Source organism: Mycobacterium sp. ZZG, assembly GCF_054786995.1.
Genome location: NZ_JBTBFV010000020.1, coordinates 67,737 through 82,404, shown reverse-complemented (window position 1 = coordinate 82,404; position 14,668 = coordinate 67,737). Strand labels below are relative to the sequence as shown.

Genomic DNA, 14,668 nt, shown 5'->3' with positions numbered 1-14,668 from the left:
GAGCAAATCACGCACCGTCAACGACACCCCGACCGAACAGGAGGCCACCCCCGCGGCACTGACCACCTGAACCATCACCTCGAAGAATCACACGACGACGTCGTACACCACGTCCCTGGACTTGACCTACCGGCACGCCAATCCCGGGCGGTGCGCTCATTGACCCCGACCTCTCGGGCGGCCCGCGCCGACGACCAGCCCGTCTCGAGCAATTCGTGAAACCGGGCCCGCTCAGCGGGCTTGCCCGCGCGTGCGCGGTGCTGGGTCGACCAAGCCCGCCTCCACGAGCATCCGGCGGGCCGTGGAGTGCGCCACTCCGACAGCTTTGGCCGCCGCATTCACCGAGCCAGTCGCTGTGAATACCGCTGCCACCCGCGCAGGGTCCACGCCGGTGACATCCGGACGCGGCGAGCCCATCGGCCGGCCGGTGGCCCTCAAGATGGCATACGCCCGCTGCCGCGACACCCCCAACGACTCCGCCGCTTCCCGCACTGGCACGCCCGCATCGACGAGCTTTGCCAGCTGATCACCAAATCGAACACAGTCCTCCGAAAACGACACGGTCGCCGCAACCTCTCAGATTGAGAGCGTTGCGACGACCGTGTGAACCCAAGCTGACAGCGGGCGATTCTGTGTCTGCAAGCAGACTCAGGCAGCCAGGTCCCGCGGCTTGACCGCGGCCTTCACGGCGGCCTTCTCGCGCCGGCGCCGGCGCACCGCGGCGATCGCCGACTTCAGCCCCCGCCGCTCGGACGGATCCAGGTCGGCGAACATCCGCTCGCTGCGCGTCTCGGGGGCGTCGTCGGCGGTGTCGCGCAGGAACCGGTCCGGCAGCGACAGTTTCGCGATCGTGCGCCACGACTTGCCGTACTGCACCAGGAAAGAGCCGGTGGTGTAGGGCAGGTCGTACTTCTCGCAGAGCTCGCGCACCCGCAGCGAGATCTCGTGGAGCCGGTTGCTGGGCAGATCCGGGTACAGGTGATGCTCGATCTGGTAGCACAGGTTGCCGCTCATGAACCGCAGCACGGGGCCGTTGTCGAAGTTGGCGCTGCCGAGCATCTGCCGCAGGTACCACTGGCCGCGGCTCTCACCGATCATGTCGGTCTTGGTGAATTTCTCTGCGCCGTCGGGGAAATGGCCGCAGAAGATCACCGCGTTGGACCAGATGTTGCGGATCACGTTGGCGACCGCGTTGGCCGTCAGCGTCGACTTGAACGTCGCGCCGGGTGACAGCGACGTCACCGCGGGGAACGCCACGTAGTCCTTGAACACCTGCTGGCCGGCCTTGACCCCGAACTCACGGACCCGCACCAGCGTGGCCCGGCGATCGTCGCGGCCCTTGGAGATCTTGCCGAGCTCCAGGTGCTGCAGACCCACGCCCCACTCGAACCCGACGGCGAGCAGGGTGTTGAAGAACAGGTTGAGCATGTTCATCGGCCGCCACCGCTGATCGCGGGTCACGCGGATGACGCCGTAGCCCACGTCGTCGTCCATGCCGAGGATGTTCGTGTACTTGTGGTGCATGAAGTTGTGGGTGAAGCGCCAGTGCTTGGAGGCGCCGCTCATGTCCCATTCCCATGAGGAGGAATGGATCTCGGGATCGTTCATCCAATCCCACTGACCGTGCATGACGTTGTGGCCGATCTCCATGTTCTCGATGATCTTGGCCACGCCCAAGGTCGCGGTGCCGGCCCACCAGAACCGGCGCTTGGAGCTGCCCGCCAGCATCAGCCGGCCGGCCACCTCCAGCGCACGCTGGGCGGCGATGGTGCGGCGGATGTAACGCGCATCCCGCTCGCCTCGGGAGTCCTCGATGTCCTGGCGGATGGCGTCCAGTTCGCGTCCGAGATTCTCGATGTCGGTCTCGGTCAGGTGCGTGAACTCTGGTACGTCGGTGATGGCCATTATCAGCCCTCCTCTCGTCTACCTACGCTACCGTAACCTACGTCGTCGTAGGTTACTAGTCAGTAAATGTCAGACGTCGAGCACACAATCACCCGATGCGGCCGACACGCACGTCTGCACCCGGGTTCCCGGCTCGTGCTCCACCCCGGTGCGCAGGTCGCGCACATGGCCGTCCAGCAGACCCACCACGCACGACTGGCAGATGCCCATGCGGCAGCCGAACGGCATCTGGATCCCGGCGGCCTCACCCGCGTCCATCAGTGAGGTTGCACCGTCGACGGTGGCGGTCTTGCCCGACCGGGAGAATTCGACGGTGCCGCCGCTGCCGTGCGCGGCCCGGGTGACGGCGAAGCGCTCCAGGTGCAGACGGTCGGCGATCCCGGCCGCCCCCCAGGTCCGCTCGGCGGCTTCGAGCATGGCCTCGGGTCCGCACGCCCACGTCTGGCGTTCCCGCCAATCGGGCACCACCTCGTCCAGGCGGGCCAGGTCCAGCCGACCCACGGTGCGGGTGGGCCGCAGTTGCAGCCGGTAACCGTCGTGCCGGGCGGCCAGCGCGGACAGTTCGGCGCCGAACATCACGTCGTCCTCGGTGGGCGCCGAGTGCACGTGTGCCACGTCGGTGATCTGCTCACGCCGCGCGAGCGTGCGCAGCATCGACATCACCGGGGTGATGCCCGACCCTGCGGTCAGGAACAGCACCGAGTCGGGCGCCGGATTCGGCATGACGAAGTTGCCTTGCGGCGCAGCCAGTCTGACGATCGTTCCGGGCGCGACGCCGCCGACCAGGTGTGTCGACAGAAAGCCCTCGGGCATCGCCTTGACCGTGATGGTGATGGTGCGCGAGCCCTTGCTGGTGATGGGACTGCTGGTCAGAGAGTAGGACCGCCAGCGCCAACGGCCGTCGACCAGCAGTCCGATACCGATGTATTGACCCGCCTCGTAGTCGAACGAGAACCCCCATCCCGGCTTGATGACCAGGGTGGCCGAGTCGACGGTTTCGCGGCGCACCTCGAGCACGCGTCCGCGCAGTTCCCTGGCCGACCACAGCGGGTTGGCCAGTTGCAGGTAGTCGTCGGGCAGCAACGGTGTGGTGATCCGGCCTGCGATGGTGCGCAGCAGATGCCAGCCGGGCCGTTCCTTGGCGCCGGCGATCGTCGGCCGCACCGTGTCGGCGACCTTCGCGGTGTTCTTGATGGTGTTCTTGGCCATGGGCTCCTACCCGGCTTGCTGTGGCTGTCGATGGCGTACCCACCGGAGCGACGCGTGAACCTACGGTACCGTAACTTACGGCACCGTATCCAGCCTCAGAGCAGCTCGAGCAGGAACGGAAACTCCTGGGGCGCGTACCACGCCAGGTCGTGGTCCTGGGCGTCGCCGACGGTCAGCTCGGCGTCCTCGTCCCCGAGATCGGCGGCGTCGATGACCTCCGTCGCGGCCAGCACGGCGGCCTCGGCCGCCGCTGTGTCGACGTAGCCGGCGATCACCCGGTCGAGCGGGACGGCCCCGGAGATGCGGACCACGGCGTCGTCGAGGTCGGGCCGCGCGGTGACGGCGTCGTCGTCGAGGTCGGCTTCGACCACCACCCGCCGCGGCGGCAGACCACCGGTGCCCGCGTCGTCGAGGATGCGCAGCGACGCCAGCGCCGCCTCACGCAAAGCGACATCGGCCAGTTCGTCCTCGTCCCCCTCGGCATAGGCCTCCCGCAACGCCGGCGTCACCGCGAACGCGGTCCCGTTGACGGGCCGCAGGGATTCGTCGGCGACCAGGCGTTGCAGCATGGCCAGTGTTGCCGGGACGTAGACGCGCACGACCTGAAGGGTAGCCGCCCGGTCGCGCTCACCTGCTCAGCGCGACGCGCTCGGCTCGTCGTCGTCGGTGTCGGCGTGCGGGTCCTTCTGCACGGCGAGCACGAAGTCGTCGCCGTGCGCGGTGACCCCGGCGATCACCGCGCTGTTCACGGCCTCGACGGCGTATTCGCGCCGCACGATCATCGGGTCGCGACGCAGATCCTTGAGCAGCGACACCGCCAGCCCGACCATCACCAGCACAAACGGCAGCGCCGCGATGATCGTGATGGTCTGCAGGCCGGTCAGTGCGTCCTCGCCGCCGACGAGCAGCATCACCGCGGCGACGGCGCCGGTGGCCACACCCCAGAACACGACGGTGCCGCGGCTGGGTCTGATGGTGCCCTTCTGCGACAGCGAGCCCATCACGATCGACGCGGCGTCGGCGCCGGAGACGAAGAAGATCGCCACCAGGATCATGACCACCACGCTGGCGACCGTCGCGATCGGATACTGGTCGAGCAGTGTGAACAACTGCTCCTCCACGCCGCCCTCGCCGGCCAGATCGGTGCCGCTCTGTTGCACGTTGATCGCCGAACCGCCGAACACCACGAACCAGACCAGTGACACCAGGCTCGGCACCACCAGTACGCCGGCGACGAACTGACGGATGGTGCGGCCCCGCGAGATGCGGGCGATGAACATGCCGACGAACGGTGTCCACGACACCCACCACGCCCAGTAGAAGATCGTCCACGACTGCAGCCAGGCGTTGACGTCGGGACCCTCGGCGCCGGTGCGCGCCGACATCATGCTCAGGTCGGCGAAGTAGCTACCCAGCGTGGTCGGCAACAGGTTGAGAATGAAAACCGTAGGGCCGACCACGAACACGAAGAAGGCCAGCGCGATCGCCATCACCATGTTGATGTTGGACAGCCACTGGATGCCGCGCGCCACCCCGGAGACCGCCGACAGCACGAAACACAGTGTCAGCACCGTGATGATGACGACCAGGATCGTGTTTCCGGTCTCTCCGATGCCGCCGACGATCTGCAGACCGCTACGAATCTGCAGGGCACCCAAGCCCAGCGAGGCCGCCGAACCGAACAGCGTGGCGAAGATCGCCAGCATGTCGATGACCTTGCCCCACGCGCCGTTGGCCCGGGGGCCGAGCAGCGGTTCGAACGCGGCACTGATCAGCTGCAGACGCCCCTTGCGGTACACGCCGTAGGCAATCGCCAGACCCACCACGGCGTAGATCGCCCACGGGTGCAGACTCCAGTGGAACAGCGTGGTGGCCATCGCGTTCTGCACGGCCTCGGGGTTGCCTGCCGGACCGGTACCGGGCGGCGGGGTCGTGAAATGCGACAACGGTTCGGCGACCCCGAAGAACATCAACCCGATGCCCATGCCCGCGCTGAACATCATCGCGACCCACGAGATCCCCTTGAACTCCGGCGGTTCGTCGTCGCGGCCCAGCGGGATCGTGCCGTACCGGCCGAGCGCCAGGTACAGCACGAACACCACGAAGCCGGTGCTGGTGAGCACGAACAGCCAGCCGGTGTTGTTCATCACCCAGGTCAGCGCCGCGCTCGAGACGCCGGCCAGCGTCTCGGTGCTCAGGAAACCCCACGTCAGGAAGCTGAGCGCGATGACGGCGGTGACACCGAACACCACCCAGTCGATGCCGCGACTGCGGGTGATCCGCTCCTCCTCGACCGGGATGTCGAGCACCGGGTGACGGCCGGAGTCGGCGTCCCCCTCGGAAGAAGGAACAACGGTCGCCTGGTGCTCGGAAAAGTCAGCCATCGCCGACCATTCGACCCTTGTGGCGCTGCCCAGTCAATCCCGGGCCCGCTACGACATGGTCACCGCGCGGCTTCCACCAGCTCGTCGAGGCTCTCGCGGAGCAGGCTGGGCAGCATGTCGACGTCGCTCATCGCGTCGCGGTCGGCGTTGATGCCGAAGTACAGCATCCCGTTGTAGGACGTGACGCCGATCGCCAGTGTCTGGTTGTGCAGCAACGGCGGAACAGCGTAGGACTCCAGCAGTTTCGTGCCGGCGATGTACATCTGGTTCTGGGCGCCGGGAGCATTCGTGATGAGTAGATTGAACAGCCGCGCCGAGAAGCTCGTCGCGACACGAATGCCCATGGCGTGCAACGTCGGTGGCGCGAAGCCCGACAGCGTGATGATGGTGCGGGCGTCGACGAGGGCCGGCGCGGTCGGATGCGTTTCGGTGGCGTGCGCGATCTGGGACAGCCTGACCACCGGATTCCCTTCTCCCACAGGAAGATCCACCAGAAACGGCGCTACCTCGCCGATCGCCTGGCCGGGACCGGCGGAGTCGATCTCGGCGTCGGGGTACACCGGCATCGGCGCCATCGCGCGCACCGTGGTCGACGCGCGCACCGGTTCCCCGCGCGACAGCAGCCAGTTGCGCAGCGCGCCGGCGACCATCGCGAGCACCACGTCGTTGACGTCGCAGTCGTAGCGGGCCCTCACGGCGCGGAACTCGTCGAGGCTGCCCGAGGCCACTGAGAAGCGCCGGTTGCGGGACACGGTGGTGTTCAGCGGGCTGCTCGGCGCGGCGCCGCGGGCGACGGTGCGCGCCACGTCCGCGGCGCGACGCCCGAGGTCGACGAGATGGCTGGTGTTGGTGACGGCCTCGGTCATCATCGAGCGGACGGCGGCGGCCTGCGCAGTGGGTCGCATGATCCACTCACCGAGCGCGCCCATCAGCAGCTGCCGGTCACCGGGTTCGCGGCCGGGGATCCAGATGTCCTCACCGAACTCCGGCGGCTTCTGGGTGCGGTCGGCGATCACGTGCCCGATCTCCAGCGCGGTCATGCCGTTGACGAGCGCCTGATGCGACTTCGTGTAGATGGCCAGCCGGTTCTTGGCCAGGCCCTCGACCAGGTACATCTCCCACAGTGGCCGGGTCTTGTCCAGCGGGCGGGACCCGAGCCGGGCCACCAGTTCGTGCAGCTGGGCGTCGCTGCCCGGCGACGGCAGCGCCGAGCGCCGGACGTGGTAGGTGATGTCGAAGTCACGGTCGTCGATCCACACCGGCCGGGCCAGTCCGAGGGTTACCTCGCGCACCTTCTGCCGGTAGCGAGGGATCTGCGGTAGCCGCTGCTCGACGGTGGCCAGCAGTGTCTCGTAGCTCAGCCCGTTGCGGGGCCTGCGCAGGATCTGCAGCGACCCGACGTACATCGGCGTCGCCGAGTTCTCCAGGCGGAAGAAGGACGCGTCCGACGCCGACAACCTCGTCACCATGTGCGGCGCTGCCTCCCCATTCGCCTCGTCGCTGTACGGACCCTGCCACGGTATCGGCATTCCCCCGGGCAGCCCACCACATGTGCACATCAGGTGCTCGATGGGGTCCGGCAGCCGTGCGAACATGGAGCGGTCTGCAACTCTCCGGCAGATCGACCACCGCGATCACTGGAGAGCCCGCATGTCCGCACCCCGCAACCTGTCCGAACTCGCGCAGCCGCCGTCGGCGTGGAGAACCTCGCCGGTCGTCGATTACGAACCCCGCCCACGGCCGTTGGCCCGCCCGGCGCCGCCGTGCCCGGTCCCGTCCGGGGCAGCCCTGCACCGGGCGCCGCAACGACCGGTGCGCACCCGCCGTCCGCCGCCACTTTCCCACGAGCCGCCGCCGCCGCGGTCGGCCGTGCTGTTCGCCGAGACCGCGTTGCGCCGGGTCATCGAGGTCATCGACCGGCGCCGGCCCGTGGCGCAGCTGCGTCCGCTGATGCCGCCGGTGCTCGTCGACTGCGTCATCGCCCGCGCCGCGGCGCCGCGGACGGGCAGCGCGACGCTGCGACGGGTGCGGGTCCGCTCCGTCGGCAGCGACGGGGAGGTCACCGCCGCGGAGGTGTTCGCGTCGTTCACCCGCAGCGGCCGCGTACACGCCGTCGCGGGACGGATCATCCGCCACGACAACAGCTGGCGCCTGGTGGCGCTGCAGATCGGATGAGTCAGCGGCGCTTGGCGTGCCGGCCGCTCTTCTGCTGCTGGCGGGCGGCCTCGCGCCGTTCCTTGCGGCTGCCGCCGGTCGACGGAGCGCCGCCTGAGCGCTTGACCTCGACGCCGCCGTCCTCGGACGGACCCGAGTAGGTCAGCGGCTGGGCCTTCTCGTCGAGCCCCTTGGCGCGTAGGCCGGCCGCGGGGGCGGGCCGCTCCTTGGTGGCCACGCCGCCCTGCTGGGCCGCGGCGGCGGCGAACTCGGCGAGGCCGGACGGGGTGGGCTGGGCGGCCACCGCCGGCGCGGCCGGGGCCCGCTCGACCTGCACGTTGAACAGGAAGCCGACCGACTCCTCCTTCATGCCGTCGAGCATCGCGACGAACATGTCGTAGCCCTCACGGGCGTATTCGACCTCAGGCCGCTGCTGGGCCAGCCCGCGCAGGCCGATGCCCTCGCGCAGGTAGTCCATCTCGTAGAGATGCTCGCGCCATTTGCGGTCTAGCACGTTGAGCAGCACGTTGCGCTCCAGCTGACGCATCGCGCCCTCGCCGGCGATCTCCTCGATCTCACGCTCACGCTCGGCGTAGGCCCGCTCGGCGTCGGCGATCAGCGCGTCGAGAAGCTCCTCGCGGGTCAGCTCGCCGGGCTCGCCGACGGCGTCGGAGTCGATCAGGTCGTGGTGGTCGATGCTCACCGGGTAGAGCTGCTTGAGCCCTTCCCACAGCTTCTCCAGGTCCCAGTCCTCGGAGTAACCCTCGGCGGTGGCGCCGTCGACGTAGGCGGTGATCACGTCGACCAGGATCTTGTGGGCCTGCTCGGCGAGGTTCTCGCCTTCCAGGATGCGGCGGCGCTCGGCGTAGATCACCTTGCGCTGCTGGTTCATCACCTCGTCGTACTTCAGCACTTCCTTGCGGATGTCGAAGTTCTGCTGCTCGACCTGGGTCTGGGCGCTCTTGATCGCGCGCGAGACCATCTTGGCCTCGATCGGCACGTCGTCGGGCAGGTTCAGCCGGGTCAGCAACGTCTCCAGGGTGGCGCCATTGAAGCGGCGCATCAGCTCGTCGGCCAGCGACAGGTAGAAGCGGGACTCACCGGGGTCGCCCTGGCGGCCGGAGCGACCGCGCAGCTGGTTGTCGATGCGGCGCGACTCGTGCCGTTCGGTGCCGAGCACGTAGAGCCCGCCGACGGCGATGACGTCCTTGGCTTCTTCGGCCACCTCCTCCTTGACCGCGGGCAGCTCCTCGTGCCAGGCCTGCTCGTACTCGTCGGGCGTCTCGACCGGATCGAGGCCGCGCTGACGCAGCCGCCGGTCGAGCAGGTAGTCGACGTTGCCGCCGAGCACGATGTCGGTGCCGCGGCCGGCCATGTTGGTGGCGACCGTGATCGCGCCGAGCCGGCCGGCCTCGGCGATGATGCCGGCCTCCTGCTCGTGGTACTTCGCGTTGAGCACGTTGTGCGGGATGCGCCGCTTCTCGAACTGCCGGGACAGGAACTCGGAGCGTTCCACGCTGGTGGTGCCGATCAGGACCGGCTGGCCCTTCTCGTAGCGCTCGGTCACGTCGTCGACGACGGCGATGAACTTGGCTTCCTCGGTCTTGTAGATGAGGTCGGACTGGTCGGAGCGGATCATCGGCCGGTTGGTCGGGATCGGCACCACGCCGAGCTTGTAGATCTCGTGCAGCTCGGCGGCCTCGGTCTCGGCGGTGCCGGTCATGCCGGCCAGCTTGTCGTAGAGGCGGAAGTAGTTCTGCAGCGTGATGGTCGCGACGGTCTGGTTCTCGGCCTTGATCTCGACGTGTTCCTTGGCCTCGATCGCCTGGTGCAGGCCCTCGTTGTAGCGCCGGCCGATCAGCACGCGGCCGGTGAAGTCGTCGACGATGAGAACCTCGCCGTTGCGGACGATGTAGTGCTTGTCGCGCTCGAACAGCTCCTTGGCCTTGATGGCGTTGTTGAGGTAGCTGATCAGGGGCGAGTTGGCGGCCTCGTAGAGGTTCTCGATGCCCAGCTGGTCCTCAACGAACTCGACGCCGAGCTCGTTGATGCCGACCACCCGCTTCTTGATGTCCACCTCGTAGTGGACGTCCTTCTCCATCAGCGGGGCCAGCCGGGCGAACTCGGTGTACCAGTTCGAGCCGCCGTCGGCGGGGCCGGAGATGATCAGCGGGGTGCGGGCCTCGTCGATCAGGATGGAGTCGACCTCGTCGACGATCGCGAAGTTGTGGCCGCGCTGGACGCAGTCCTCGAGCCGCAGCGCCATGTTGTCGCGCAGGTAGTCGAAGCCGAACTCGTTGTTTGTGCCGTAGGTGATGTCGGCGTTGTAGGCCGCCCGGCGCTGATCCGGGGTCATCTGGGACAGGATCACGCCGACCTCGAGGCCGAGGAAGCGGTGCACGCGGCCCATCTGCTCGGCGTCGCGCTTGGCGAGGTAGTCGTTGACCGTGACGATGTGCATGCCCTTGCCGGACAGCGCGTTCAGATAGGCCGGCAGCACCGCGGTCAGCGTCTTGCCTTCACCGGTCTTCATCTCGGCGACGTTGCCGAAGTGCAGCGCGGCGCCGCCCATCACCTGGACGTCGAAGTGCCGCTGGTTGAGCACCCGCCAGGCCGCCTCGCGGGCCACGGCGAACGCCTCGGGCAGCAGGTCGTCGAGGTCCTCCTTGCCGTCGGCCAGCCGCCGGCGAAACTCGTCGGTCTTGGCCCGCAGCTCGGCGTCGGAGAGCTTCTCGATGTCGTCGGACAGGGTGTTGACATAGTCAGCCACCCCCTTGAGGCGCTTGACCATGCGGCCTTCGCCGATACGGAGCAACTTCGACAGCACGCTGAATACCTTTTTCCTCGCCGGATGCGTTACGCGAATAGACGGACACCATCGTAGGTGACGCGCCGAAAATGCTGGTCGCGCGTCTCCGCCGCGACGTGCCGGATCCTCGTGGCCGCCTCACAGCCGCGGTGGGGCGCACACGGAAATCCCCCGGGATCCGACACATCGGGCCCCGGGGGATTCCGGTTGCTCAGGAGGGTACGGCGAGCTTGATCAAGCCGTAGTCGAACGCGTGGCGCCGGTAGACCACGCAGGGCCGGTCGCTCTCCTTGTCATGGAAGAGGAAGAAGTCGTGGCCCACGAGTTCCATCTCGTAGAGCGCGTCGTCGACGGTCATCGGGGTGGCCGGATGTTCCTTGACACGCACGATCCGCCCGGGTTCGTGGTCGTCGGCGGTGTCGGCGAGTCCGGCATCGGGGGTCGCGCCATCTTGGGTGGGCGGCGCGAACACCTGCTCGAGGTGGTCAGGTGAACAGGCCTCGTGCAGCGACCGCGGGGTTTTGTCCCCGTAGTGGATCTTGCGACGGTCCTTGCTCTTGCGCAGCCTGCTCTCAAGTTTGCTCACCGCCGCTTCCAGGGCGGCGTAGAAGCTGTCTGCGCACGCTTCACCGCGCACCACCGGGCCGCGCCCCCGCGCGGTGATCTCCACGTGCTGACAGTTCTTGCGCTGCCGGCGGTTCTTCTCGTGATAAAGCTCGACTCCGAAGAGGTAAATGGTGCGGTCGAATCTCTCAAGACGGGCCAGTTTTTCGGCGACATAGGCGCGGAAATGATCGGGCACTTCGACGTTGCGCCCAGTCACCACCACCTCGGCGTTCGGAGTCGCGTCAGACGACCCCGCCGCGTCGTCGGGGTCCATCAAAATCGTGCTGTCGGCGTCCACGGAAATTCTTGACATACTTGGCAACTCGATTTCCTCTCGCGATCGCACGCCCCGTGCGTGCCCAACTGAACAGACGTGGCACCGACGGGGCTTTCTGGTCTCGCCACTCGCCGGTGCAAGGTGTCGACTACTCACCTCCTACCGCTGGCGCGATACCGGCGTCTCGCTACTGAGCGCCGCCGTGAAATGTTCACGGATGGTTGGTGCCGACGGTAGTCGCTGTTCACCGGACGTGCCACTAAATCGTCCTTCTGTTCTCAGTTCTTCACGCCGGATTGATCCTCGGGTAATCAGGCGCGGGAGGTCACGCGTTCGCCAGCGCGAGCACAGCAACGACGTCGGCCCCGATGGTTTGCAGGACGCGGACCGATTCGGCGGCGGTGGCGCCCGTGGTGATCACGTCGTCGACCACCACCACGGGGTCGGCGACGGGCCCGCGCACACGCACCCGCCCGGCGACGTTGCGCTGCCGCGCCGCCGGCGACAGCCCGACGGAGTCGCGGGTGAACGCCCTGAAGCGCAGGACCGGAGCGACCGTCACCCCGGGCAGGCCCGCCGCGGCGTCGCGGGCGATGCAGGTCACGGGGTCACCGCCGCGGCGCCGGGCCGCCGTGCGGCGCGTGGGCGCCGGCACCAGGGTCAGCGGCACGTCGAGCAGCCCCCAAACCAGCAAATGCGCGAGCGCGTCGGACAGTGCCGCGGCGAGCGGGTGCCGCAGGTCGGCGCGGCCGCGCTCCTTGAGCGCGACGATGGCCTTTCGCCGCGGGCCGGCGTAGCGGCCCAGCGACAGCACCGGCACGCCGGGGTCGATCCGCGGGGTGACCAGGTGCGGTTCGTCGGACCGGACCGCGAGGTCGTCGGCGCAGTTTCGGCACCACGCGGTGCCATCGGTGTCGCATCCGCCGCACTGGAGCGGAAGCACCAGATCGAGCACGGGCCCAGTGTCGGCCCGACGTCCGACAACTCCGGCCCCGTTTGTCGCGGAATAGCATTCCTGGCTGCGAACAAGGCAGCTTTCACAACCACCACTTCTCACTCGCGACCGGGCATGCCTTGCTACTCAGCGATGATCGAGTCTCCCGGCACCCGCAGGGCCACTGGCTGCAGCGGCTTCTCGGCCGGACCGTTGACCACCTCGCCGTCCAGACCGAACCTGCTGCCGTGGCAGGGGCAGTTGATCGTCCCCTCAGCCACCTCGTCGACCAGGCATCCGTTGTGGGTGCACACCGCCGAGAACGCCTTGTACTCGCCGGCGGCCGGCTGGGTCACCACGATCTCACCGACGATCACGCCGGCGCCCACAGGCACATCGGCGGTCGAGGTCAGGGGCTTGCCCGCCGGCGCCGACGGCGACGCCCCCGACGCCGGAGCCGTCTCCGATACCGACTCCGGTCCCGATCCCGATTCCGATTTCGATCCACCCGAACACGCGGCCACTGCAGCCGCCGCCAAGCCGATCCCCGCACCGGCGAGCACTGTCTTGCGCGGAACTTCCATCGCCATACCGAACCTCTCCGTAGAGCTGGCCGCCGGAGGGCTGTTCCGGCAGCACGTTCAGTGTCAGCCCGGCAGCACCGGCACCGCACCCGCTGACATCAGCGGCCGCACCTCGTTCCATGCCGGGTCCTCGGCGGCCGAGCCCGACAGCAGCAGCACGCCGCGCCCGTCGGCGACATACACCGCCGACGGGCCGGCGGCGACCGTGCGGACCGGCATCAGCAGGTTGCGGCTCGGACCGTCGGAGTTGACCCCGTCGAGGTTGACGTAGGACACCGGGTTCTGCGGGACGGTGCGGGTGACGACGATGTCGTCACCGGTGCGCCAGGACAGCGACACCGCGGTCTCCCCCAGCCCGTAGCCGAGCCGTCGTGGGTAGGTCAGCGCGTAGTTCCCGCCGGCGGTCTGCTCGACCCCGGCCAGGACGATCTTGCCCTCGATCACCATGGCCGCGCGGGTGCCGTCGCGGGAGAGCTGCAGTTCGGCGATGGCGCCCGGGAACCGGGTGACGACAGCGCTGACGTCGACCGGGATCCGGGCGGGCTGTCCGGAGGCGTCCTGGATGACGCGGACGACGTTGTTGCCGTCCACGACGACCCAGACCGCGTCGTCGAGCGACCAGCTGGGCCGGCTCAGGCTGCGGCCGTCCATGGCCTGGGTGGCGTTGCCGCCCAGCGGCCCCACCCACAGCGACGACGCCATGTCAGGTGCGCCGGGGCGCAGCGTGACGATGGAGGCGACCTCTTGGCCGGAGCGCGACAGCGCCGCGGCCGTCTGCCCCGGCATCTGTCCGAACGGTCCGGGGACGCGCGGAGCACGCTGACCGTCGATCCGCACCAGCGACCCTCCGACGAGCCCGTGCAGGCCTGCCGCCGCGCCGTCGGCGGCGCCGGGGTCGGTCGCCGCGACGTCGGCGGTGTCCCAGCCTTCGGCGAAGCGGTCGTCGAGGGCGGCACCGTCGGCGTTGATCACGTACGGGCCGTTGATGCCCGACCGGGCCAGCGTCCAGATCAGTTGCGCGGCAAGCAGTTGCCTGCTGTGCGGGTCCGTCGTCGACAGATTCTCCAGATCGATGCGGGCCCCGCCGTAGCCTCGGCCGATGCCGGTCTTGCCACCGTCGGCGCGGGTCACCGGCCCGCGCAACCGCATCGGCGGGCCGAGCAGGTTGCGCACCGTCTTGTCCATCTCGGGGCGCGGGCCGGTGACGAGCTTGCTCACCAATTCGGTGGCCAGCTGGTCGGGTTCGGACACCGCGACATAGCGAGGGTCGGGCACGACGGTCTTGCCGGTGGGGTCGGCGAAGTACAGCGTGTGCCGCTTGTAGGTGGCCTGGAACTGCTGCCAGTCCAGGAACACTCCGTTGGGCAGCCGGTCGATTCGCCACCCGCCCGAGGTCTTGACCAGTTCGATCGGGCCCGGATCGGGCAGCGCGCCGGCGCCGGTCTCGAAGACACCCATGTCCGACAGCGAGCCGAGGATGTCGGCGCGCATCGTGACCTGGACCCGGTCCGGCGAGCGAGTTTCGACGAACACGACGTTGTCGATCAGCAGCGCGCTGCCGGCGTCGTCCCAAGTGGCCGACGCCGATTCGGTGAGGAACTGCCGGGCGGCCAGGTGCCGGTTGGCGGGATCGGCGGTGGCCTTGAGGAATTCGCGCAGCAGCACGTCCGGGTCCATGCCGGGGGTGGGTTTAGGCAGGCTGGGCGGCGCCGGCCGGTCGACGGTCCCGATTGCCTGCGGCGACGACGAGCTCGGCACCCCGGCACAGCCGGTCAACATCACCATGAACGCGCAAAGCCACAGCGC

General features: G+C 68.5%; 11 protein-coding genes and 1 pseudogene. 1 reads left to right on the top strand and 11 read right to left on the bottom strand.

Translation table 11 applies throughout. The features are described from left to right. Positions 1-128: 128 nt before the first annotated feature. From ACXMYJ_RS13825 to ACXMYJ_RS13800, 6 genes and pseudogenes are all read right to left on the bottom strand, one after another. Positions 129-212, bottom strand: a pseudogene (locus tag ACXMYJ_RS13825) (hypothetical protein); the annotation flags it as partial. Between the two features lie 436 nt (positions 213-648). Further along, entirely contained in the window at positions 649-1,905 is a 1,257-nt protein-coding gene (locus ACXMYJ_RS13820; protein ID WP_260757731.1) for a fatty acid desaturase family protein, read from the bottom strand. Positions 1,906-1,974: 69 nt separating this feature from the next. Beyond that, positions 1,975-3,114, bottom strand: a complete 1,140-nt coding sequence (locus ACXMYJ_RS13815; RefSeq protein ID WP_260757730.1) for a ferredoxin reductase — start codon at positions 3,112-3,114, stop codon at positions 1,975-1,977. A 95-nt stretch (positions 3,115-3,209) separates the two neighbouring features. Further along, on the bottom strand, positions 3,210-3,713 hold the full coding sequence (locus ACXMYJ_RS13810; RefSeq protein WP_396885296.1) for a DUF6912 family protein: 504 nt from the start codon (positions 3,711-3,713) through the stop codon (positions 3,210-3,212). A gap of 36 nt (positions 3,714-3,749) precedes the next feature. Beyond that, the gene (locus tag ACXMYJ_RS13805; RefSeq protein WP_260757729.1) at positions 3,750-5,498 is read right to left on the bottom strand and encodes a BCCT family transporter; all 1,749 of its coding nucleotides are present in this window, start codon (positions 5,496-5,498) and stop codon (positions 3,750-3,752) included. A 59-nt stretch (positions 5,499-5,557) separates the two neighbouring features. Continuing rightward, positions 5,558-6,967 carry a WS/DGAT/MGAT family O-acyltransferase gene (locus tag ACXMYJ_RS13800; protein WP_260757993.1) on the bottom strand — a complete coding sequence of 470 codons (1,410 nt, stop codon included), beginning with the start codon at positions 6,965-6,967 and terminating at the stop codon, positions 5,558-5,560. Between the two features lie 181 nt (positions 6,968-7,148). Between ACXMYJ_RS13800 and ACXMYJ_RS13795 the strand changes: the two genes are divergently transcribed. Continuing rightward, complete coding sequence (locus tag ACXMYJ_RS13795; RefSeq protein WP_260757728.1) at positions 7,149-7,673, top strand: Rv3235 family protein; 525 nt, start codon at positions 7,149-7,151, stop codon at positions 7,671-7,673. Between the two features lies 1 nt (position 7,674). Here the strand turns inward: ACXMYJ_RS13795 and secA are convergent, their stop codons facing one another. From secA to lpqB, 5 genes are all read right to left on the bottom strand, one after another. Continuing rightward, positions 7,675-10,479, bottom strand: a complete 2,805-nt coding sequence (secA, locus tag ACXMYJ_RS13790; protein ID WP_260757727.1) for a preprotein translocase subunit SecA — start codon at positions 10,477-10,479, stop codon at positions 7,675-7,677. A 193-nt stretch (positions 10,480-10,672) separates the two neighbouring features. Continuing rightward, positions 10,673-11,341: a ribosome hibernation-promoting factor, HPF/YfiA family gene (gene hpf / locus ACXMYJ_RS13785; RefSeq protein WP_396885430.1), complete on the bottom strand. Its 669-nt coding sequence runs from the start codon at positions 11,339-11,341 to the stop codon at positions 10,673-10,675. A 328-nt stretch (positions 11,342-11,669) separates the two neighbouring features. Beyond that, the gene (locus ACXMYJ_RS13780; protein WP_260757725.1) at positions 11,670-12,299 is read right to left on the bottom strand and encodes a ComF family protein; all 630 of its coding nucleotides are present in this window, start codon (positions 12,297-12,299) and stop codon (positions 11,670-11,672) included. Positions 12,300-12,421: 122 nt separating this feature from the next. Next, positions 12,422-12,868 carry a QcrA and Rieske domain-containing protein gene (locus tag ACXMYJ_RS13775; protein WP_460356881.1) on the bottom strand — a complete coding sequence of 149 codons (447 nt, stop codon included), beginning with the start codon at positions 12,866-12,868 and terminating at the stop codon, positions 12,422-12,424. A gap of 57 nt (positions 12,869-12,925) precedes the next feature. Beyond that, positions 12,926-14,665, bottom strand: coding sequence for an MtrAB system accessory lipoprotein LpqB (gene lpqB, locus ACXMYJ_RS13770; RefSeq protein WP_396885428.1), 1,740 nt, complete (start codon positions 14,663-14,665; stop codon positions 12,926-12,928). Between the last annotated feature and the right edge of the window lie 3 nt (positions 14,666-14,668).